Here is a 20262-nt window from a genome sequence, read left to right on the forward strand (position 1 = left end):
GATGGATTCAATTTTAATTACCTCAACTTGGTATTGCCATCATTCTGCCAGAAGATATTACATCCCCATGCTAAAGCACCTAACCCTAACAATAAAGGTGTCAACCAATCACCCCAACGCACGTAAAAGGTCTGTGTTTGCCGACGATAAATAGTTTCGGCGTGAGTTTCGTAGGTATTATATCGAGATATCCACAAGGTTCTGCCGTGAGGATCTACAAAAGCTGAATATCCTGTGTTAGTCGCCCGTGCTGTCCATCTATCAGTTTCAATTGCCCGCATGATATCCTGTGCATGATGCTGAAATGGCATAGATGCACTGTAATGGGCATCGTTAGAGGAACTGAGAATAAATTGCCCACCCGCCCCAGCTTGGCGGCGAAATTGTTCAGGAAAAGCTGATTCGTAACAAATACCAACGATCGCCCGCCCAAAAGGTGTGTCAAAAATTTGATTGGCTGCGCCTGGTACTTGATGTTCATCGAGTGGGGATAAACGGCTAATTATACCACCTAAAATACTTTCAAAGGGAATATATTCCCCAAGTGGTACTAATTTGGATTTGTCGTAACGACTGGTAATTTCACCGCTACCAATAACGGTAAATAAGCTATTTGTATAGCTGCGTCCTCGTTCTCCAAATGCACCAACCCAAGCGACTACGCCTTTTTCTTTCACTGCGGAGATTAAGGGAGTTGCTGCTAAGTCGCGTTGGAAAAAAGGCATGGCTCCTTCTGGGGTGAGAACTGCATTTACACCTTGATTTACTAAGGTTAAATAGCCGTTGGTGTAACCTGTAATTGCACGACGCAAACCTTCGGGAGTTAGTTTAATTTTGTTGGGGATGTTACCTTGAATTACTCCTATTTTTAATGCTGCTGCTGGTGGTTGGGCGATGGGTTGAGAGTATAAAGCCAAGCCAATTAGGTGTAGGGTGATTAGTAGTGTTGTGGCGATCGCTAGATAGGGATTTACGAACCGCCAAGGCGCGGAGGACGCAGAGAGATTCTTGGCGCCTTGGCGGTTAATCCATGCTTCGGCTATTAAGCCGTTGATGGCGACTATGGTTGCTGTGATGGTAGTGGTACCGGAGAGTTGACCGAGGTGTAAAATAATCAGGTTGTGTGGGCTTTGGGTGTATGCTAGGGAACTCCACCACAAGGGGCCTGCGCTCCAAAGGGCTTCTAAGCCACACCAAATTGATGTGCCTATTAGAATACGTAGCCACGGTTTTTGCTTGGCAGCACGAGCCATCACAGCCGCCCAAATGGCGACGAATACGCCTCCGTAGAGGCTGATGAATGACCAACAAAACAGGGTGATTGCCAAACTCGGCCACCAAGGAACGCCCAACCAATCCATTGGATGAATGCCGGTAATCCAAAATAGGGCGACTCCGTGATAACCAATTCCCCAGAAGAGGGCAGGGGAGGCTGGAGGGGATTGGTTTTTATGTTTGGCTGAAGTGATAACTAGCACCCACAGGGGCGCTAGGGCAATCCAGGCTAGGAACCATGCGTCTACTGGGGCTACGGTTAGCCCCATCAAAACGCCGCTACTTAAGGCAATCAAGTAGGGGAGTAAGGATAAACCTTCTCCCTGCTTTTTACTCAGCTTCTTCTGCATCGCCTGCATCGGGAGGAACTATTGCCACGCCCGTGATTGCATCATCTTCGTCGAGACGTTGCACTCTCACACCAGTTGCCGATCGCGATTGTACTGAAATGGCGTTGACGGCTTGCCGGATAATGATACCGCGATTTGTCACCATCATGATTTCATCGTCGCAGTTGACAATGCCCAGGGTTGCTAATTGGTCTTTGGTTTTGCGGTTTTTGAATTTGGTTGCCATTAAACCTTGTCCGGCACGATTTTGCAGTCGGAATTGGGCAACTGGTACGCGTTTGCCATAGCCGCCGATGGTTATTACTAATACCCAAGGGCCGACGTTACCGTTCCCTGGTACTTCTGTAACTTCCTCGTTGGTTTCGATTTCTTCTGTTTCTACTTCTTCGACTTCAGCTACATCTGTAGCCAGAGTGTCGAGAATGGCTGCGGGTAGAATATCCATCCCCACCAATTCATCGTTATTTTTCAGCTTCATGGCTTTTACCCCACGAGTTGCCCTACCCAAGGGGCGTAGTTGTTCATGGGTACAGCGGAAGTGAATCGCCATCCCTTGACGAGAACCAATTATTATGCTGTCCTCGACTCTGGCACGTCGCACCCACCGCAGTTGGTCACCTTCTTCTAGGGAAATGGCTATTAAGCCGTTGGCTCTAATGTTACTAAATGCTGACAATTCGGTTTTCTTGATGTTGCCGCCTTTAGTCAGCATCACCAGATATACGTCGTCGCTAAATTCGTCAACAGGTACAATGGAGGTGATTTTTTCTTCTTTGGGGATGGGCAACATTTGCACGATGGGTGTGCCGCGACTGGTACGGGAACCCACGGGAATTTGATAAGCTTTCAGGCAGTAGACGACGCCGCGATCGCTAAAGAATAAAACGCTATCGTGGTCGCAGCAAGTTAAGAAATGTTCTACGGTGTCATCATCTTTGACTTTGGCTGCGGCTTTACCTCTGGTAGCACGGCTTTGCGCTTCAAAGGTGTTGACTGGCATTCTTTTGATGTAACCTTGCTCTGTGAGCAGAATGATTGCTTTTTCATTGGCAATCAAATCGCGTTCATCTATTTCCCCTTCGGCGTGGGTGATGACTGTGCGGCGGGGTGTGGCAAAGCTGGTTTTGATTTGGCTGACTTCGGTTTCTATGATTTCTAGTATTCTTTCGCGCCGTGCTAAAATATCCTGCAAATCAGCGATCTGGGCTTGCAAGTCTTCGTGTTCTTGTCGGATTTTGTCTGCTTCTAAAGCTGTCAAGCGTCGCAGTTGCATCTGCAAAATTGCGTCAGCTTGCACTTCCGAAAGACCGTAAGTTGTGATTAACTCGCCTTTAGCTGTGGGTGCATCAGGAGCATGACGAATTAAGTTAATAATTGCATCTAAATGTGCTAGGGCAATTAATAAACCTTGTAAAATATGGTCGCGTTCTTCAGCTTTCCGCAGTTCGTAGCGGGTGCGTCTGGTAATGGATTCGATGCGGAAATCGAGGAAGACGTCTAGGAACTGCTTGAGGGTGAGGATTTGGGGTTCGCCATTCACCAACGCCAACATATTGGCGCCAAAGTTGGCTTGGAGTGGCGTTTGCTTGTAGAGGTTGTTCAAAACTACGCGGGGATAGGCATCGCGCTTGAGTTCGATGACGATCCGCATTCCGTCGCGATCGCTTTCATCGCGGATATCTGCGATTCCTTCTATACGTTTATCATTGACCAACTCGGCAATTTTTTCAATTAGTGCTGCTTTGTTGGTTTGATAGGGCAATTCGGTGATGATGATTGCTTCTCTTTCCGGTCGTCCCCGCTGTTCGATGGTTTCTATGTTGGCGACGCCGCGCATGGTGATGGAACCGCGCCCGGTGGTGTAGGCTTCTTTAATGGCTGCCGTTCCCAGAATTTGCGCCCCGGTGGGGAAGTCTGGGCCGTGGACATACTGCATTAACTGCAAATCGGTGATTTCTGGATTGTGAATTAATGCCACTAAGCCATCGATTAATTCGCCTAAGTTGTGGGGAGGAATGTTTGTAGCCATCCCGACGGCGATACCAGAAGAACCATTCAGCAGCAGTTGGGGTATGCGTGATGGTAATACTGTAGGTTCTTGTTGGGAACCGTCGAAGTTATCAGCAAAGTCTACGGTTTCCGATTCGATGTCTTGCAGTAGGGCGGCACTGGTTAAAGCTTGCAAGCGGCATTCTGTGTATCGCATTGCCGCTGGGGGGTCGTTGTCCACCGAACCAAAGTTACCATGACCATTAATTAGGGGCGATCGCATGGAAAAATCCTGCGCCATCCGTACCAAGGCATCATACACTGCTGTGTCGCCGTGGGGGTGATATTTACCTAGCACTTCCCCGACTACACGGGCACATTTCCGAAAGGGGCGATCGTGAGTGAGTCCCAACTCGTGCATGGCGTAGAGGATGCGACGATGCACAGGTTTAAGACCATCCCTGGCATCTGGCAGCGCCCGCCCCACTATTACACTCATGGCGTATTCTAGATAAGACCGGGACATTTCGTTCCGCAGATCTGTTGGGATAATCCTCTCCTGTGAGGTTGTCATAATCTAAAAAACTCCAAAAAATGTAGATTGTAGCCCTTACAGTTGACAAAGCGCAAAATTTTGCCAAATTTCTCTTGAATAATTGCCATATTTTGCTACAATTTTAACACAATTTACTATGCTTTTGCCGAGAGAGCTAACTTAGACAATTTGGGATTTTGGCTTGGAAATTTGGGATTGTGAAAGATTGATTGCACAAGCTTGGGATTGCTTCGTATCTCGCCATCAGAGTTCAAAATTTTATTAAATATATCGCTGCAAATCTTTTTGGAAAAGAATTAATTAAATCTGCTAATTTCAATTAATACTTGAAATTCCAGATTAATTTTTAATTTTTAATTTTTAATTTCTTCAAAAGATTCTTGTATCTTAAGTTGGGATGCGATTAAGGGAACTTTGGGAGCCAGAAAAAATCCCATCAAACTAGCAAATAGAATTGGTGTTAAGGGACTGAAGTTAGTTAGTTTTGATAATAGCAAAGTCGTACTGATGGGTGTGCGTGTCACAGCTGCATTGATAGCCGCCATTGTACAGATCATGGCTAGGGCAGGATTGAGTCCAGGAATTAATATTGCTACAGCTTTGCCTATACAAGCACCAGTGAAAAACAGAGGGATAATGAATCCACCACGCCAGCCACCTGTGACTGTCATACTGATGGCAACCATTTTACTAAGAGCGAGAACTAAGAGGAAAACAGCAGAAAAGTTAGTCGTCAGAACTGATTGTAACTCTTCATGTCCAAAATAACGGGTTAGCGGCAAGAAAGCTGCCAAACTGCCAAGTCCTAGTCCTGCTATTGTGGTGTGTAAATAAATGGGGCCGGGAATACGGGCGAAGAGGTGATGACAAGCCCGAAAAATACTCATAAAAATCCATCCCGCCACCGCCCCGATGATGCCAAACAGGATAGCAACAGCAAAATCATCGATGTTCTCTAAGCGATACTGCGGGAAATACCAAGTTGGTGCAATTCCCAAGTGAGTAATGAATGTAAACACCAAATAACTAGCACAACTGGCTACAATAGCTGGCATCAAGGCTTCGTAATATTCCAGAATATGCTGATGGTGCAAAATCTCCAAAGCGAACATCGCACCGCCAAGGGGTGCGCCAAATAAGGCAGTAAAGCCAGCAGCCATCGCCGCCAGACTCATGGATCTAAAGTCTTCTCCTTGGAGTTTTAAGCGATCGCCTACCCAAGTTCCAAAAGAACCTGTAACCTGTACTAATGGGGCTTCTGGGCCAGCACTACCGCCTGCTGCAATGCTAACTAACGAAGCCAGAAGCATTGAGGGATTTTTGCTTGGATCTAGGCGTCCACCACGAAAATGAATATTATTGACAATCACAGCGATTTCGCCAGGATTTCCCAGAAAATGAATCACCAAGCCAATAATTAAACCAGCTAGCGGCATTACTATTAGCAAACTCAGACCCTCAAATCTTTGCAGCTGGTGAGTTATCAGTTCTAGAACATTCCAGTACAGCCCAGCAAACAGACCACTTACAGCCCCCACAATTGCCCAACGCAACACCCATTTGGAAAGCATCACAGGATTACGCCTTACCAGTCCAAAAAGTTGCAAAAATTTCCAACGTTGAGTTTGATTGCTAGTGGGGGGCTTATCTGAGAACACAGCTGTTTTCCTATTTAACGTAATGAAACGGATGATACTGAATATTCACGTTTTTTATGTTAAACGCAATTTGTCTTCAATGAATCATCTTCAGTCTCAAGCGGATTCAGCTATTATGCTTGAAAATTGCATACTTACTCGTGAAGGTTGTCGCAAAAACCATGATGAAAGCCCTATGACGCACCAATATTTAACGTGAGTTCGACGGATTTTAAAAGCCCCGCTTCCATTCCTCTCTCCTTCCAGGGGAGAGGCTTCAAAAACTTGATTTTACGTTACTAACCAAGGAACTTAGAGCCAATATCCGCGTCGGAGAGGGGTTGGGGAGAGGTTCATCAAACTCACGTATATTTACATAGTGGGTGATAGCAAAACCATAAGACACCCTACCTTAAGATTTACTTTATCAATGGTTTCTTAAGTCCCAAGATAGTGTGTACTTAACAACAGCATCTCTTAAGCTTGGCCTAGAACTAAGAGATAATATTTATGAATCACGAAACAGTTCCTAGTCAAGCCGAAAAGGAAAATCCAGAAAGTGATGCATCACAATTAAGTCCAGAGGTACTTGACATGATTAAACATCCTCCAAAAATTGATGATGTCATCCGCCAACAATCGCCTGAAGAACGTAGGAGTAACCCCGCTTTAGTACCAGAAATGCTAGATGAACCAACCGATGAAATGATTGGTTTCACCAAAGAGTAGACAGAATATTTTGCTAGTAGCCTGACAAGACTAAAATAACGTGAGTTCGATAGATTTAAAAGACCCCTCTCCAAACCTCTCCCCTGAAAGGAGAGAGGCTTCAAAACCTTAATTTTTCGTTATTTATCCAGAATTTTAAAGCCCCTCTCTGCGTCAAAGAGGGGTTGGGGAGAGGTTCATCGAACTCACGTTAAAATAGTACATGATAAAACTCTTGTAGGATGGGCGTCTCACCCGTCCTTTATTGACAGGCTGTCCGGTCTGCCCACAAGAAAATTTATTGTATTATTTTAGTTGTGTCACGCCAGTAACATGAGCGGACTAATTTAGCGCAATATTTTTAGGTGAGCAAATCTATCTTTTACTCACTCCATCATTATCAATTGCACTATAACTGTCATTACTCATCAATCCCAACCAAGGATCAGAATTAGGTGTTAAAAACAATTCTGCATAGACTTTTTCATTCAATGTATTAACATCACTTGTTTGATCATTTGCTATAAACCATTGATGAATTTGCCCATGTAGCATATATTCATTTCTCACAGTATCCACAGCCATTGCTGCTTCAAAATTGCTTACCACACGCTGCAAACTTTCAGCATTTCCTTTTTCAAAACGTTTAGAAGCAATCAAAGCAATGCTATTTTTATCTAATTTGACATTATTTCTATATAGTTGAGCGATACGCCGCCATGTCGCTTCATCAGTAATTTCTTTCAAACCTGTAGAAGACAAATTCCTCAACATGGGTGCTTCTATAGCCATTTTAGTCACAGCAAGAGTTCCCGCAGTGGAAGCGTTGGGTGAATTATTATCAGGAGGCGTTTCTAATAAACGTGGCGGTGTGGCGATTCCCAATTTTGTTAAATCCTCATTCCATTGACGTTGAATAGCTATTAAACGCTGACGATGGTATTCACGTAAAAATTTTTCCCGTGCTGTACCTTGATATTTAGTAGATTCTTTCACTGCTTTTTCGCCATCAATTAACTGACGCAGAAAAGCAGAGGGACTATATAAACCTGGAATTGCATCAACAGGACGACCAGAACTATCTAAAATATAGTGAATACTATTGCCTGTAATTGTGCGTTCTAACTTGCGTCCATCACCAAAGTCTATAGTTACTTTCGGTGCTGAACGTACAGATTGCCAGTGTAAAATATAGTTTTGCCGCAGGTATTGAGATATTTCTGCATTAGGATATAAAGCGATACGGAAAAAACGGCTGTTAGCGCAACTTAAATCTTCGTTAAGTCTTCCCAGTAAACGCAGTGAAAGAATAGGTTTACCACTGGCTTTGGCTGCGGTTTTTGCCTGTTCTAAGTCAGTGTACCAGTAAAGTTTAGAGGCGTAACAATCTTTTTGTTGGCAAAGTGCGTCTAAAGCTTGACGCATTTGGGGTGAAGGATTATTAAGTTCTTTGGCGTAGGTGCTGATAAACTTTTCTAAACCCCCTGGGCCTTGAGTTCGCAGTTGAACAGCTTGTTGTGTAAGTTGTACAGGGTTTGTGGCAGATGTTTTAACATAGGTTGTTCCCAAAAAACCTGTACCAACAATAATCACAGCAATTGCAGATTTCATTAATTTTAACTTCATAGACAAATAGATTAAATATGAAAATTTATGTAGCGGATACTATTTTGGATTTTAGATTTTGGATTGGTAATTACTTACTTAGTATAGGTTCTGTGATTCCATTTATCGCATTTTTTCAAATTGTATAAAATTAGAATTCTTACTTCATTATATGCCGCCCACATTATTTGTCTAGTTTTTAGTTACTTATTTTATATTTATTTTGGTGTACTGCTTAAATTAAAAAATGGTAATTAACCTGATTGTAGATTAATTAAGTTTTCAAAAATAAAACCTGCAATTTCCGAACTTAGTTGAGATGGATTTGTATCTATATGTTTTCTATAAGAATATTTTTACTATAAAAATAAAAAGAGGGCTGCTATATTTGCTATTAGTCTAAGTAAAGTAATAGGGTAAGGATGGATTTTTTGCCCTGGATGCACCTGCTATTATTAGTTCTAAAGCTAAAATAGCTGTAACAAAACAATTAAATATACATTTGTGAGAAATCCGGCTTATGCTGCCAATCATTTATTCTGACGAATTTCTGGAACACAAAACTGGAAGATACCATCCAGAAACACCAGAACGCTTGACGGCGATCGCCAATACTCTAAAAAAAGCTGTCTTTGCAGAAAAACTTGCTTGGCTTGCACCCACACCAGTAGCAGAAAAACCATCGCTGATGCCTTTGTTGGTCAAGGCTCATACCCCAGCTTACATTAAAAAACTTTGGGAAATAGCCTCTACTGGCGGAGGTTATTTAGATGGTGATACGCCTGTTTCACCGCGCAGTTATGATGTGGCATTGTTGGCGGTGAGTGCTTGGCTAGATGGAGTTGATGCAGTGCTAGGAACAGCCAATCCGGCTTTTGTTTTAGCACGTCCACCAGGACACCATGCTGAAAGTGATGCCGGAATGGGCTTTTGTTTATTTTCCAATGCCGCGATCGCAGCTTTATATGCCCTAGAACAACCAGGAATTAACCGCGTTGCTGTCCTTGATTGGGATGTACATCATGGTAATGGTACTCAAGCGATCGTGGAAACTAACCCACAAATTGCCTACTGTTCTCTACATCAGTATCCCTGTTATCCCGGTACAGGCAAAGCAACTGAGCGTGGCTTTCATAATAATGTCTTAAATTTACCAATACCTCCTGGTAGTGACATCAGTGTATATCAGCCACTCTGGGAAACAAAGGTAGTACCATTTTTAGCCAACTTTCAAGCGGATTTATTGATTGTCAGTGCCGGTTATGATGCTAATGCAGAAGACCCTTTGGCAAGTATCAATTTACAACCAGAAGATTATGCTTTATTCACAGAATATTGTTTAGGACTAACTCGTAAAATTATATTTGGCTTGGAAGGTGGCTACGATTTTTCAACACTTTCTCAATCAGTTTTAGCAACAATTGAACAGTGCTTAATTTCAGAGGATATTTAAGGCGTTGGTGATTTCAAAGATGAATTCACTTCACGCAAAGATAAGGCAGCGTGCCCTTGCAGTTTAGCCGACTTGTTCGCTCTCCTGCAAAAACGTAGGGTAGCGACTGCCGCACAAAGGCGCTATTATATATATGCCTGAAAATGCATGTTTAAAAATATTAGCGTCTTCCCCACAAATAATTTTGATAGGAGATAATCATAGCTATTGCTGTGTAACACAAGCATGACCAATCAAGAGCAAGGGATGAAGAACGAGTCAACCTCAGCAAGCAACGCTGATGTGAATTTCCTTCTCGGTGGGGGTGAAATGGGGGCGCGGATGCGGGAACGGGACTGGTCGAAAACCTCTCTTGGCCCAACACACCAGTGGCCCCAGAGCTTGAAAACTGCCGTGCGGATTATGCTCACCTCCCGTCAAGCAATGTTTGTTTGGTGGGGCGAAGAACTCATAAATCTATATAATGACGCTTACAAGGCTATTATTGGCGGTAAACATCCAGAAGCACTAGGTCAGCCAGCTGAGTATGTGTGGCGCGAGATCTGGGATCAGATAGGGCCTCGTGCAGAATCAGCGATGCTGAAGAATGAGGGTACTTACGATGAAGCGCTGCTGTTGATTATGGAGCGCTTTGGCTACCCGGAGGAAACTTATTACACATTTTCATATAGCCCGATTCCTAATGACCAAGGCAACACAGGTGGGATTATCTGCGCGAATACAGATGACACCCAGCGGATCATTGGTGAACGTCAGTTGACACTGTTGCGAGAACTGGCGGCTAGGACAGCAGATGCACGGACATTCGAGTCAGCCTGCACGCTGAGTGTGAATTGTTTGGAAACCAACCCTTACGATTTACCCTTTGCCATGATTTATCTGGTTGAGCCAGATAAACAGCAGGTTTTTTTGGCTGGAAGGTGTGGTATCGAGCAAAACCATGTAGCAGCCCCTGAAACAGTCGCTCTTGATGCTGATGGAATTTGGCCCTTTGGCGAAGTTATCAAAACCCATAAAGCCAGCTTGGTGGAAAATTTGCCAGCGTATTTTAGTAATTTACCTTGTGGTGTTTGGCAGCGATCGCCCCATCAAGCTGTGGCTGTACCCATTGCACCATCCGGCCAGACAGGAAAAGCTGGTATACTAATTGCTGGTTTGAACCCGTTTAGGCTGTTCGACAACAACTATAGAGGATTTCTCGAACTGGTTGCATCTCAAATCGCAGCCAGCATCGCCAATGCTCAAGCTTACGAAGAAGAACGCAAACGTGCCGAAGCGTTAGCAGAAATTGACCGTGCGAAAACTGTCTTTTTCAGCAACGTCAGTCACGAATTCCGTACCCCCCTAACTCTGATGTTGGGGCCACTAGAGGAAACCTTAATTAATTGTGCCAACGTGTTACCACCCCATGAACGAGAACAGTTAGAAATGGTGCAACGTAACGGACTGCGCCTTTTGAAACTGGTAAATACTCTGTTAGATTTCTCGCGTATTGAAGCTGGACGCGTTCAAGCATCATACGAACCCACCGACCTTGCTACTTTCACCGCAGAACTAGCGAGTGTATTTCGTTCAGCGGTAGAACGAGCCGGAATGCAGTTATCAATCAATTGTCCTCCTCTGCCAGCACCAGTGTATGTGGATCGGGAGATGTGGGAAAAGATTGTCCTAAACTTGTTATCTAATGCCTTCAAATTTACCTTGGCAGGAAAAATTGCAGTCAGCTTACACTGGGCAAACGACCATGTGGAGTTGACAGTACGAGATACAGGAATTGGTATCCCAGCAGCAGAAATCCCCCACTTGTTTGAACGATTCCACCGCGTCAAAGGAGCGCAAGGACGCACTTTTGAAGGGTCAGGAATTGGCTTGTCACTGGTGCAGGAATTGGTGCGAATGCATGGCGGAACAGTCCAAGTGACAAGTGTTGTGAAAGTGGGTAGTTGCTTTACTGTATCAATTCCCACAGGTTCGGCTCATTTACCTACTGAGCGGATTCATGCCACTCGCACCTTAGCTTCCACTGCATTAGGCGCGACTCCCTATTTAGAAGAAGCTTTACGTTGGCTACCAAATGAGGTAGGGGAGCAGGGGAGCAAGAGAGCAGGGGGGGATATTACAGAAAATTACACATTAAATTCTTATCCTACCTCTGCAACTTCCCCTGTCTCTCCTGCTCGCATTCTCCTAGTTGACGATAATGCAGATATGCGCGATTATGTCAAGCGGCTATTAAGTCAACAGTATGAGGTGGAAGCTGTAGGAGATGGTTTGGCTGCTTTGTCTGCTGCGCGTGGGCGTGTGCCCGATTTGGTATTGACAGATGTAATGATGCCTGGACTAGATGGCTTTGGACTGTTGCAAGCATTACGGGCCGATCCGCAGATGAGAAAAGTTCCCATCATCATGCTATCGGCAAGGGCAGGAGAAGAAGCACGGGTGGAAGGGTTAGAAGCAGGGGCCGATGATTACCTGATTAAACCGTTCTCCGCCCGTGAATTGTTGGCGCGGGTAGAGGCAGCCTTAAAAATGACTCGGCTGCGGCACGAGGCCATGGAACGTGAGCAAGATTTGCGAATTGAAGCCCAGGTAGCAAAAGCACATTTAGAGAGAGTCGTAGCTGGCATCCAAGACCAGTTTTTTGTGTTGGATCGCCAGTGGCGTTATACCTTTGTGAATGACCGAGTGGCAGAAGTTGTTGGTAAGCCCAAGGAAGAACTGCTAGGTAGGAACATTTGGGAAGTATTTCCCGATATCGTCGCCAGCGAATTTGATACTCAAGTTCATCAGGCGATCGCCCAACAAACCACTGTCAGATTTGAGTACTTTTATCCAACTTGGGGTCGCTGGTTTGAGAATCGCATCTATCCCTTTGATGACGGTGTAAGTGTGTTTGTGACCGATATTAGCGATCGCAAACAAGCTGAAAAAATTATGCGGGAAAATGAAGAGCGCTTCCGCAACATGGCTGATAATGCCCCCTTCATGGTCTGGGTGACAGACACCAATGGCAAGTGTACCTTCCTCAGCAAAAGCTGGTACGATTTTACAGGTCAAACCAAGGACACAGGTTTGGAATTTGCCTGGTTGAATGCTGTACATCCAGAGGACTGGAATTATAGCACGAATGTGTTTTTGCAAGCAAGCGAACGCCGTGAACCTTTTGTTGTGGAGTACCGCTTATTGCGTACTGACGGCGAATATCGCTATTGCATGGATGCCGGTAGCCCTTGGTTTGGGGAGGATGGTCAGTTCAAAGGTTACATCGGTTCAGTAATTGACATTTCCGAACGCAAAGCCGCAGAAGCTCAACGCGATCGCCTGCTGCAACTTGAGCAAACAGCCAGAGCCGAAGCCGAAAGAGCCAACCGTATTAAAGATGAATTTTTAGCTGTATTATCCCATGAATTGCGATCGCCTCTCAATCCTATTCTCGGTTGGGCGAAACTCTTACAGACCCGTGAATTTGAGCCAACAGCATTCAAAAATGCTATTGCCACCATTGAGCGCAATGCTAAATTACAAGCTCAACTCATTGAAGATTTGCTGGATGTCTCTCGAATTTTACAAGGCAAAGTTAACCTCAACATCGCTTCTGTCAACTTAGTGTTCGTAATTGAAGCAGCATTGGAAACAGTGCGGTTGGCAGCTGAAGCTAAAAATATTCAAATTAAAACCATATTGGATGCTTCTGTAGAGCCAGTTTTGGGTGATTCCGGTCGTTTACAACAAGTGTTCTGGAATCTATTATCGAATGCTGTCAAATTCACTCCTGAAAAAGGAAAAATACAAATTCACCTAGAGCGCATTGACACTCAAGCTCAGATTATCGTCAGCGACACAGGTAAGGGAATCAGCCCCCAATTCCTGCCTCATGTGTTTGAATATTTCTGTCAAGCTGACAGTACCACAACCCGGAAGTTTGGCGGCTTGGGATTAGGCTTAGCAATTGTCCGTCACCTAGTAGAATTACATGGTGGGAGCGTTTGGGCAGAAAGTCCTGGTGAACAACAGGGAGCGACTTTTACAGTCAGGCTACCATTAATTCACAGAGAATTAGCGACAACAAAAGATATAAATCCTGATTTAAATACTGCTCCGACAACTGAAATCCTGACAGGCATTCACATCTTAGTCGTAGACGATGACGCAGATACCCGCGACTTCCACACATTTGTACTAGAGCAGTTTGGAGCTAGCGTCACCGCCGTTGCATCAGCCAAGGATGCACTAGAAGCATTTGCACAAACACAGCCAGATATTTTACTCAGTGATATTGGAATGCCAGAGATGGATGGCTATATGTTGATGCACCAAGTTAAAGCATTACAAACAGGGCAAAGTAAACTGATACCAGCGATCGCTTTAACTGCTTATGCCGGAGAAACCAACATTGAACAAGCCATGAAAGCCGGCTTTCAAATGCATCTGTCCAAACCCATCGAACCAGAAGAGTTAGTCACAGCAATTACAACGTTGATTGATAGGATATAGAAGAGTAAACTACCTATCTAGGATTGCACGGTAGGCGATTTTTTGTTGTCCAAGATTGAGCGATCGCTGACAAATATTTGTCATAGTTCATGTATTTATAGCTGTCGCCAGTACTGTTAGGACATCAACAGATGATAAAACCTAGACACAAAAAGACTTTTCACCCAGTCACCAGTCACCAGTCCCTAACTATATTACCAAATTTTTTCTAATTGTAAAACAAACCCATTGAGAACATCTTCCCCTGATAAAGTTGCAGGAGATTCCAAAACCTCAACCTCTTTCCCTTGTCTATAGATTTCTACTTGTCGAGATTTACGATTAATTAAAAAACCTAAACTTACACCATTATCTAGATATTCCTTCATCTTTTCTTGAGTTGCTTTCAAACTATCACTTGGCGAAAGTAACTCAATAACAAAATCAGGACAAATGGGGGGAAACTTTTCTTTTTCCTCTTCAGTTAAAGTATTCCATCGTTCTAACTTGATCCAAGCAGCATCAGGGGAACGATCTGCACCGTTAGGTAGTTTAAAACAGGTAGAGGAATCAAAAGCAATGCCTGTTCCATCAGTATCAGTCCAATTCATCAATTGTTGAGTTAGTCTACCATTACGATTTCCCGTTTCTCCTCCGGTAGGTGGCATGATAATTAACTCTCCCGTAGCAGTACGTTCAAATTTCAAGTCCTGGTTTGCTTGACACAACTTGAAAAACTGCTCATCTGTGAGTTCCAGCACTGGTTTGAGGTTGACGGTTAGGGCGTTCATAAGCAGGATGGGCAATGAAGCCTAGAAATTACACTTATTTTATGATGCCATTATCAAATTCTAATCGCCAAGGCTAAGTGCAAGATGTGAGCGATCGCACTTCGCACATTCCTAAAAGCGATCGCTGATATAGCAAAGTGCTAAGTGCTGAGTGCTGAGTCAAAACCCAGTTATTTCAGGTATTTGAGCAATCAATATTGTCCTAACACTTCTGGCTACGGCTATACTATGATTGCACGGTAGGCGTAGACGCGCATTAGAACAATGATCCGTGTATAGTTGATTTAGGTCAACAAGCATATAAGCAAAATTTGAGTGCAGTAAAAATTATGTTGCAATCAATTGAAGGAGTTTACAAAGATGGTAAAGTACAACTTACAGAATTACCGCTCGATATTTCAGAAAGTCGTGTAATTGTTACTTTTTTAGAACCTAAAAAAAATCAACATAAACAACAAATAATGCAGTTTGGTATGTTTTCTGGAAATCAACAATCAACAGAAGCAGATTTTCAAATTGCTGAATTTCAAGGGGATAGCGAGGACAGCTTAGATTGGTCATAAGTATAATGAAATATGTCATAGATACTCATGCTCTTGTCTGGTTTCTCAAAGGTAATCCACGCTTGGGTACAAATGCTAAAGCTATCCTTTCTAATCCTGATTCACAGTTAGTTCTTCCTGCAACTACTTTAGCTGAGGCTGTTTGGATTGTGGAAAGAGGTAAGACATCTATTCCTCATCCTCAAGATGTAATTTCAGTAGTAGAAGCTGACCCCCGTGTGGTCATTTATCCACTTGATAAAGATGTAATTGAAATGACTATGCGCCTATATGCTATTAATGAAATGCATGATAGGCAAATTGTAGCTACTGCGTTAGTTTTAGCAAGTAAAGGCGATGTTGTGCAGTTGTTAACGTGCGACCAAAATATAACTGCGTCGGCTTTGATTGGTATTATTTGGTAGTTCGGAAATGAAGTTTATCCTAGCGATCGCTGAAACTGCTGCACAATTAAGAGCAGATTCCAACTTGAGAACCCCAGATGCTATTCAGATTGCTACTGCTATTCGTGCAGGTGCATCATTTTTCGTAACTAATGATGCACGTTTGCCATACCAAGATGTATTGCTATATCTGCTGTAATTGCTCTTTGACCATCAATAATTCCTGAATTGTTAGATTAGATACTCCTAATATTTCCGCAAAACTTGCGGTATTAATATCTAAATCATCTAAAATATCTGCAATTACTTCGCCAGGATGTATTGGTCTTACTAATCTATCATCAGTAATATCTTGCCAATTATCCATAGTTATTAACTCTTACCAAATCGGTTCTAAATTCAAAATAAACCCTTGCAAAATATCCTCCCCTGATAGCGTAGCAGGAGAATCCAGCCCCTCAACCTCTTGTCCTTGCCGATAAATCTCAACTTGCCGAGAGTTGCGGTTAATTAACCAACCCAAACGCGCACCATTATCTTGGTATTCTCTCATCTTTTCTTGAGTTGCTTTCAAACTATCACTTGGTGAAAGTAACTCAACTATAAAATCAGGACAAAGTGGGAGAAATTTTGTTTTTTGTTCTTGAGTCAATGCATTCCAGCGTTCCAGTTTCACCGAAGAAGCATCAGGTGAACGGTCTGCACCATTAGAAAGTTTAAAACCTGTGGAGGAATCAAAAGCAATACCCAGTTTATATTGCTCATTCCAAATCCAAATTTGAGCAGTTAGCCCAGCATTACGATTTCCGGTTTCTCCCCCGGTTGGTGGCATGATAATTAATTCTCCGGTTGCTGTGCGTTCAAACTTCAAATCGCGGTTTGCCTGACATAGCTGAAAAAACTGCTCATCTGTCAATTCCAGCACAGGTTTGAGGTTGATTGTTAGGGCGTTCATAAGCAGGATATAGCATGAAGCCTAGAGGTTACTTATTTTATAATGCCATCGCCTGTTGTGGAAGAGTGAGCGATCGCACTCCCCAAACTTCCGAAGAGCGATCGCTTATCCTATGATGACAGGGTAGGCGTGTCTTTTGACTCGCTGCTTTGCGGCTAAGCACTTCGTATTACCATTAATTAGGCAGACATTAAGCGTCGTTTTGGTTCAGGAATTGAACGACCTACTTCTTGAGCAGTTTCAATCCACTCCTGCATTATTATTTCTACATTTTGCAGTGCTTCAATATAAGTTTCACCATCAGCAGTGCATCCAGGTAATTCTGGTACTTCAGCGATAAATGCTTGGTCTTCTTCACTCCAGTAGAGAATTATTTCATAGCTAAGCATGATTTTGACCTCTAATTTTATTGCTTTGTAAAGTACTTGTTATTTAATGGAAGAGATTTGTACTGCTATTGTTTAAGTAATTTTACTAGTTGCCAAATACTGATTGTATATATTAGTAATATTCATATAACGTATATAAGAAATATAATATATGAATTTTCAAATTTCACACACTCGTCGAAATGAGTCTAAAGTTTGGCGTGAAGATAATATTATATTTATCCCAAGTTTGACTCATCCCAGACACGCTAGTCAATTTCTAAAAGCTATTTATAACGCACGTAAACGCCAGTATGAATCTGTCATTATTAATATGAATGATGTAGGAGCTGTATTTCCTAACGCTTGCGTCCCCATTGCGTCTGCAATTCAGTATTACAGAGATTGTGGTTTTGACATATTGGTAGAGAAACAATCTTACAAACTACAAACGTCTCATTTTAACCAACCACTACCAGCAACTAGTGATGTCTTGAAAGGACAAAAAGATTTCTTATCTAAAGTCTGGGAATTTAATAATGAAACAATGGTTTTTGAACTTGTCTCAGCATTTGTAAAAGCAATTGCTGAAAAAGTAGAATGTAGTCCTGGAGTTTTACAAGGCTTTGAATGGTGTCTAAATGAAGTTATGGACAATGTTTTACAACATTCAAAAATATCCAGAGGATTTGCTATGGTTCAAGTTCATGCAGAGTCTAGGCGAATTGCTGTATGTATTACAGACACTGGTGTGGGAATTTATGGTTCTCTAGCTCAATCTAAACATAAACCAAAGTCTGCTGTTGATGCAATAACATTAGCTGTTAAAGAAGGTGTCACTAGAGATCCTAACATAGGGCAAGGTAATGGACTTTGGGGATTATTGCAAATTGTGAAAAATAATAGTGGTCTTTTAAGCATCACATCTGGTCGTGGTTCTTTATTTATACGTGGCGATAAAACAAAAATTTTTAACGATCTTCCATTTATAGACAAAGAACATGAGGGTACAATTGTTGACTTCCAAATAGATGCAAGTCAAATTATTGATATAACAAATGCTCTAAATGGCTTCAAACCAGTGAATTTAAGGCTTGAAAGCCTAGAAACTGATGCTGGTGAGCATCACATTATGGTTAGAGATCATGCTCATGGTACTGGAACAAGACGTGCTGCTGAACAAATACGAAATGTTGTGTTGAATGTTATCCACGAAGGTGCATCTAAAGTCATTCTTGACTTTTCAGGGATTGCAGTTATTGCTTCTAGTTTCGCTGATGAATTTATAGGTAAACTCGTTGTCCAATACGGATTCTTTAATTTTCAAAGATTAATTAGTTTACAAGGTATGAATGAAGCAGTCCAAGGTATACTTCATAGATCAGTTGCTCAGAGAATGATGGAAAGCATTCAATAAGATAATGGGTAGCACAATAATTAATTCTTCACTGATAGTGTATTGAAACCTTAAGTCACTGGTTGCATCGTTCCTTGACATGGAATTTAAAAACTTGGTTGATTTACCTAAAAACTGCTGTGAGTTTCAATTATTGAAAAAATATTTTTTATTTCTTCTAAACCAATGTTATGACTTGCTCATATTCTTCTTTATGGCTTTGCAAAGCATCCCAAACATCAACTTTTTGCTGAAGATTGAGCCAAAGTCTAGGCCCATTTCCTAAAGCTTTACCAAGACGTATTGCTATATCTGCTGTAATTGCTCTTTGACCATCAATAATTTCCTGAATTGTTTGATTAGATACTCCTAACATTTCTGCAAAATTTGCGGTATTAATATCTAAATCATCTAAAATATCTGCAATTACTTCGCCAGGATGTATTGGTCTTACTAATCTATCATCAGCTATATCTTGCCAATTATCCATAATTAATACTTCTTACTCAGTAATTTGGTTAACCTTACTTAGCATGGTCTAGCCAATTAATATAATATTAACACAAAAGTTAATGATAATCTTCCAGATTGACATCATAGGCATCACCATCTTCAAATTTAAAAGTTATGCGCCAGTTTGCTGATACCTTAATTGACCAAGTTCCTTTCCTGTCTCCTTTTAATTCATGCAAATCATAACCTGGTAATCTAATATCTTCTACAATTGACGCTGAGTCTAGAACTTCAAGTCTGATTCTAATTTTCTTTTCTAAGTTCGTAGGGATTCCTTTATTAAAATTTTCTCTAAACAAATTTTCTAATGCTTTATTTTGAAACGTTTGAATCATTTATATTTAACTTTTTCATTTTATTTCATTGCTAAGGCAGGCATAACACCCGCCCATGTAATCCTACTCTATCCCTCCAATTCGGTCTTCAACTTGCTGATACAGCTTGAAGATAGCAATTCAAAAGATAGTCGTACAGCTTCTTCAAGACATCTCCTAACTCACTGCATAGTCTGTGAACTGCCTCATAAAAGGAGACTGGAAGCCTAAGACAATATCTTCCTTGGGAACACCCGCAGCTACCAAATTAGCTGCAATATCATCTTCAGTGCCATTCCACTGAAGCCAAATTTTTCCGTCCTTAATATCAATATGGATGATACAACTATGTATCCAGTCTTGACCTTCCCAACCGACATGAACTATTTGATAATGGTCACGTTCTGTATCAAAAATTGTTTCAACTTCTATATTTCCGTAAGCTGGTTTTTGCTCGCTATAATCATGTAGCATTTGTTGTACAAGCTGGCGATATCGAGTTAATTTATCCATTGGTAAATCACCTCTTGCTCTACATTATAAATAAGCATTTTTACTTGATTTTCTGCTATCATGTCTTTAGGAAAATCAAGTTGAAAGAATGTTTTGTAAATTGTTAAAGGTACTGCTAAATACAAAACACGCTCCGGTTGTCGCCGTCGTAATGCACCTCTATAATTAATAAACTGTCCTAATGCTGTATGAAATTCTGAAATAGCAGACGACCTTTCTAAAAAACTTTTGACTTCAACTGCAATTTTTTGTCCTTCGCGTTCTGCTGCAATTAGCTTTTCTGCGGCTAAATCAATCGAAAGATTAACTCCTCCCACGCTAATTATGAGCGGATCATGCGTAATTTGCCAACCATCTTTCTGTAAAGCTGTTTTAACAACTTCGTGAAAGACATCCTTAGCAGACATACATATCTATAAT

20 protein-coding genes are annotated in these 20262 nt (G+C 42.1%); 7 read left to right on the forward strand and 13 right to left on the reverse strand.

What is annotated here, in order from left to right; all coding sequences use genetic code 11:
* Nucleotides 1–17: 17 nt before the first annotated feature.
* The 3 genes from lnt to I8748_RS27950 form a co-directional block, all read right to left on the reverse strand.
* The gene (lnt, locus tag I8748_RS27940; protein WP_198127768.1) at nucleotides 18–1625 is read right to left on the reverse strand and encodes an apolipoprotein N-acyltransferase; all 1608 of its coding nucleotides are present in this window, start codon (nucleotides 1623–1625) and stop codon (nucleotides 18–20) included.
* The gene (gene gyrA / locus I8748_RS27945) at nucleotides 1606–4188 is read right to left on the reverse strand and encodes a DNA gyrase subunit A (protein WP_198127769.1); all 2583 of its coding nucleotides are present in this window, start codon (nucleotides 4186–4188) and stop codon (nucleotides 1606–1608) included. The genes lnt and gyrA overlap by 20 nt, the downstream gene beginning before the upstream one ends.
* 335 nt (nucleotides 4189–4523) lie before the next feature.
* Nucleotides 4524–5828 carry a chloride channel protein gene (locus I8748_RS27950; RefSeq protein WP_318781284.1) on the reverse strand — a complete coding sequence of 435 codons (1305 nt, stop codon included), beginning with the start codon at nucleotides 5826–5828 and terminating at the stop codon, nucleotides 4524–4526.
* A gap of 489 nt (nucleotides 5829–6317) precedes the next feature.
* Between I8748_RS27950 and I8748_RS27955 the strand changes: the two genes are divergently transcribed.
* Nucleotides 6318–6536, forward strand: a complete 219-nt coding sequence (locus tag I8748_RS27955; protein ID WP_198127770.1) for a hypothetical protein — start codon at nucleotides 6318–6320, stop codon at nucleotides 6534–6536.
* Nucleotides 6537–6890: 354 nt separating this feature from the next.
* Here the strand turns inward: I8748_RS27955 and I8748_RS27960 are convergent, their stop codons facing one another.
* Nucleotides 6891–8141, reverse strand: coding sequence for a hypothetical protein (locus I8748_RS27960; protein ID WP_198127771.1), 1251 nt, complete (start codon nucleotides 8139–8141; stop codon nucleotides 6891–6893).
* A 499-nt stretch (nucleotides 8142–8640) separates the two neighbouring features.
* Here I8748_RS27960 and I8748_RS27965 point away from each other — a divergent pair, with 499 nt between their 5' ends.
* Both I8748_RS27965 and I8748_RS27970 read left to right on the forward strand, forming a co-directional pair.
* Nucleotides 8641–9573 carry a histone deacetylase family protein gene (locus I8748_RS27965; protein WP_198127772.1) on the forward strand — a complete coding sequence of 311 codons (933 nt, stop codon included), beginning with the start codon at nucleotides 8641–8643 and terminating at the stop codon, nucleotides 9571–9573.
* A 246-nt stretch (nucleotides 9574–9819) separates the two neighbouring features.
* The gene (locus I8748_RS27970; protein WP_198127832.1) at nucleotides 9820–14067 is read left to right on the forward strand and encodes an ATP-binding protein; all 4248 of its coding nucleotides are present in this window, start codon (nucleotides 9820–9822) and stop codon (nucleotides 14065–14067) included.
* A gap of 194 nt (nucleotides 14068–14261) precedes the next feature.
* On the opposite strand, the gene I8748_RS27975 is transcribed toward I8748_RS27970, so the two are convergent.
* A complete protein-coding gene (locus tag I8748_RS27975) occupies nucleotides 14262–14837 on the reverse strand; it encodes a Uma2 family endonuclease (protein WP_198127773.1) in 576 nt (191 codons plus the stop codon).
* 329 nt (nucleotides 14838–15166) lie between these two features.
* Between I8748_RS27975 and I8748_RS27980 the strand changes: the two genes are divergently transcribed.
* From I8748_RS27980 to I8748_RS27990, 3 genes are read left to right on the forward strand one after another with little or no spacing between them, the layout of a single operon-like run.
* Nucleotides 15167–15400: a hypothetical protein gene (locus tag I8748_RS27980; protein WP_198127774.1), complete on the forward strand. Its 234-nt coding sequence runs from the start codon at nucleotides 15167–15169 to the stop codon at nucleotides 15398–15400.
* 5 nt (nucleotides 15401–15405) lie between these two features.
* On the forward strand, nucleotides 15406–15804 hold the full coding sequence (locus tag I8748_RS27985) for a type II toxin-antitoxin system VapC family toxin (RefSeq protein ID WP_198127775.1): 399 nt from the start codon (nucleotides 15406–15408) through the stop codon (nucleotides 15802–15804).
* A gap of 7 nt (nucleotides 15805–15811) precedes the next feature.
* Nucleotides 15812–15982, forward strand: a complete 171-nt coding sequence (locus I8748_RS27990; protein ID WP_225896572.1) for a type II toxin-antitoxin system VapC family toxin — start codon at nucleotides 15812–15814, stop codon at nucleotides 15980–15982.
* Here I8748_RS27990 and I8748_RS27995 read toward each other — a convergent pair.
* Genes I8748_RS27995 through I8748_RS28005 form a run of 4 tightly spaced genes read right to left on the reverse strand, consistent with a single transcriptional unit; the run spans nucleotide 15968 to nucleotide 17130 of the window.
* Nucleotides 15968–16150 carry a helix-turn-helix domain-containing protein gene (locus I8748_RS27995; protein ID WP_225896573.1) on the reverse strand — a complete coding sequence of 61 codons (183 nt, stop codon included), beginning with the start codon at nucleotides 16148–16150 and terminating at the stop codon, nucleotides 15968–15970. The two genes, I8748_RS27990 and I8748_RS27995, sit on opposite strands and share 15 nt — an antisense overlap.
* 12 nt (nucleotides 16151–16162) lie before the next feature.
* Nucleotides 16163–16738 carry a Uma2 family endonuclease gene (locus tag I8748_RS28000; RefSeq protein ID WP_198127776.1) on the reverse strand — a complete coding sequence of 192 codons (576 nt, stop codon included), beginning with the start codon at nucleotides 16736–16738 and terminating at the stop codon, nucleotides 16163–16165.
* Nucleotides 16739–16775: 37 nt separating this feature from the next.
* Nucleotides 16776–16901, reverse strand: a complete 126-nt coding sequence (locus tag I8748_RS35875) for a hypothetical protein (RefSeq protein ID WP_263976885.1) — start codon at nucleotides 16899–16901, stop codon at nucleotides 16776–16778.
* Nucleotides 16902–16917: 16 nt separating this feature from the next.
* Nucleotides 16918–17130: a type II toxin-antitoxin system HicB family antitoxin gene (locus I8748_RS28005; RefSeq protein WP_198127833.1), complete on the reverse strand. Its 213-nt coding sequence runs from the start codon at nucleotides 17128–17130 to the stop codon at nucleotides 16918–16920.
* Between the two features lie 148 nt (nucleotides 17131–17278).
* Between I8748_RS28005 and I8748_RS28010 the strand changes: the two genes are divergently transcribed.
* Nucleotides 17279–18523, forward strand: coding sequence for an STAS-like domain-containing protein (locus I8748_RS28010; RefSeq protein ID WP_198127777.1), 1245 nt, complete (start codon nucleotides 17279–17281; stop codon nucleotides 18521–18523).
* A gap of 157 nt (nucleotides 18524–18680) precedes the next feature.
* Here the strand turns inward: I8748_RS28010 and I8748_RS28015 are convergent, their stop codons facing one another.
* The 4 genes from I8748_RS28015 to I8748_RS28030 all read right to left on the reverse strand — a co-directional run bounded on the left by I8748_RS28015 (nucleotide 18681) and on the right by I8748_RS28030 (nucleotide 20249).
* Nucleotides 18681–18992 (reverse strand): HigA family addiction module antitoxin, encoded by a 312-nt coding sequence (locus I8748_RS28015; protein ID WP_198127778.1) that lies wholly within the window; start codon nucleotides 18990–18992, stop codon nucleotides 18681–18683.
* A gap of 79 nt (nucleotides 18993–19071) precedes the next feature.
* Complete coding sequence (locus I8748_RS28020) at nucleotides 19072–19350, reverse strand: type II toxin-antitoxin system RelE/ParE family toxin (protein ID WP_198127779.1); 279 nt, start codon at nucleotides 19348–19350, stop codon at nucleotides 19072–19074.
* A 156-nt stretch (nucleotides 19351–19506) separates the two neighbouring features.
* Nucleotides 19507–19842, reverse strand: coding sequence for a XisI protein (locus I8748_RS28025; RefSeq protein WP_198127780.1), 336 nt, complete (start codon nucleotides 19840–19842; stop codon nucleotides 19507–19509).
* Nucleotides 19830–20249 carry a XisH family protein gene (locus I8748_RS28030; RefSeq protein ID WP_198127781.1) on the reverse strand — a complete coding sequence of 140 codons (420 nt, stop codon included), beginning with the start codon at nucleotides 20247–20249 and terminating at the stop codon, nucleotides 19830–19832. Before I8748_RS28030 ends, I8748_RS28025 begins: the two co-directional genes overlap by 13 nt.
* Between the last annotated feature and the right edge of the window lie 13 nt (nucleotides 20250–20262).

The organism is Amazonocrinis nigriterrae CENA67 (genome assembly GCF_016056305.1).
Lineage (GTDB): Bacteria > Cyanobacteriota > Cyanobacteriia > Cyanobacteriales > Nostocaceae > Amazonocrinis > Amazonocrinis nigriterrae.

What these genes read in the sequence shown, in the direction of transcription:
- I8748_RS27955 (WP_198127770.1), top strand. Translation starts at nt 6,318, where the DNA reads ATGAATCACGAAACAGTTCCTAGTCAAGCCGAAAAGGAAAATCCAGAA.
- I8748_RS27980 (WP_198127774.1), top strand. Translation starts at nt 15,167, where the DNA reads ATGTTGCAATCAATTGAAGGAGTTTACAAAGATGGTAAAGTACAACTT.
- I8748_RS27970 (WP_198127832.1), top strand. Translation starts at nt 9,820, where the DNA reads ATGAAGAACGAGTCAACCTCAGCAAGCAACGCTGATGTGAATTTCCTT.
- I8748_RS28000 (WP_198127776.1), bottom strand. Translation starts at nt 16,738, where the DNA reads ATGAACGCCCTAACAATCAACCTCAAACCTGTGCTGGAATTGACAGAT.
- I8748_RS27985 (WP_198127775.1), top strand. Translation starts at nt 15,406, where the DNA reads ATGAAATATGTCATAGATACTCATGCTCTTGTCTGGTTTCTCAAAGGT.
- I8748_RS28015 (WP_198127778.1), bottom strand. Translation starts at nt 18,992, where the DNA reads ATGGATAATTGGCAAGATATAGCTGATGATAGATTAGTAAGACCAATA.
- I8748_RS27990 (WP_225896572.1), top strand. Translation starts at nt 15,812, where the DNA reads ATGAAGTTTATCCTAGCGATCGCTGAAACTGCTGCACAATTAAGAGCA.
- I8748_RS28010 (WP_198127777.1), top strand. Translation starts at nt 17,279, where the DNA reads ATGAATTTTCAAATTTCACACACTCGTCGAAATGAGTCTAAAGTTTGG.
- I8748_RS28030 (WP_198127781.1), bottom strand. Translation starts at nt 20,249, where the DNA reads ATGTCTGCTAAGGATGTCTTTCACGAAGTTGTTAAAACAGCTTTACAG.
- I8748_RS28020 (WP_198127779.1), bottom strand. Translation starts at nt 19,350, where the DNA reads ATGATTCAAACGTTTCAAAATAAAGCATTAGAAAATTTGTTTAGAGAA.
- I8748_RS27965 (WP_198127772.1), top strand. Translation starts at nt 8,641, where the DNA reads ATGCTGCCAATCATTTATTCTGACGAATTTCTGGAACACAAAACTGGA.
- I8748_RS27975 (WP_198127773.1), bottom strand. Translation starts at nt 14,837, where the DNA reads ATGAACGCCCTAACCGTCAACCTCAAACCAGTGCTGGAACTCACAGAT.
- I8748_RS28025 (WP_198127780.1), bottom strand. Translation starts at nt 19,842, where the DNA reads ATGGATAAATTAACTCGATATCGCCAGCTTGTACAACAAATGCTACAT.
- I8748_RS27960 (WP_198127771.1), bottom strand. Translation starts at nt 8,141, where the DNA reads ATGAAGTTAAAATTAATGAAATCTGCAATTGCTGTGATTATTGTTGGT.
- lnt (WP_198127768.1), bottom strand. Translation starts at nt 1,625, where the DNA reads ATGCAGAAGAAGCTGAGTAAAAAGCAGGGAGAAGGTTTATCCTTACTC.
- gyrA (WP_198127769.1), bottom strand. Translation starts at nt 4,188, where the DNA reads ATGACAACCTCACAGGAGAGGATTATCCCAACAGATCTGCGGAACGAA.
- I8748_RS27995 (WP_225896573.1), bottom strand. Translation starts at nt 16,150, where the DNA reads ATGGATAATTGGCAAGATATTACTGATGATAGATTAGTAAGACCAATA.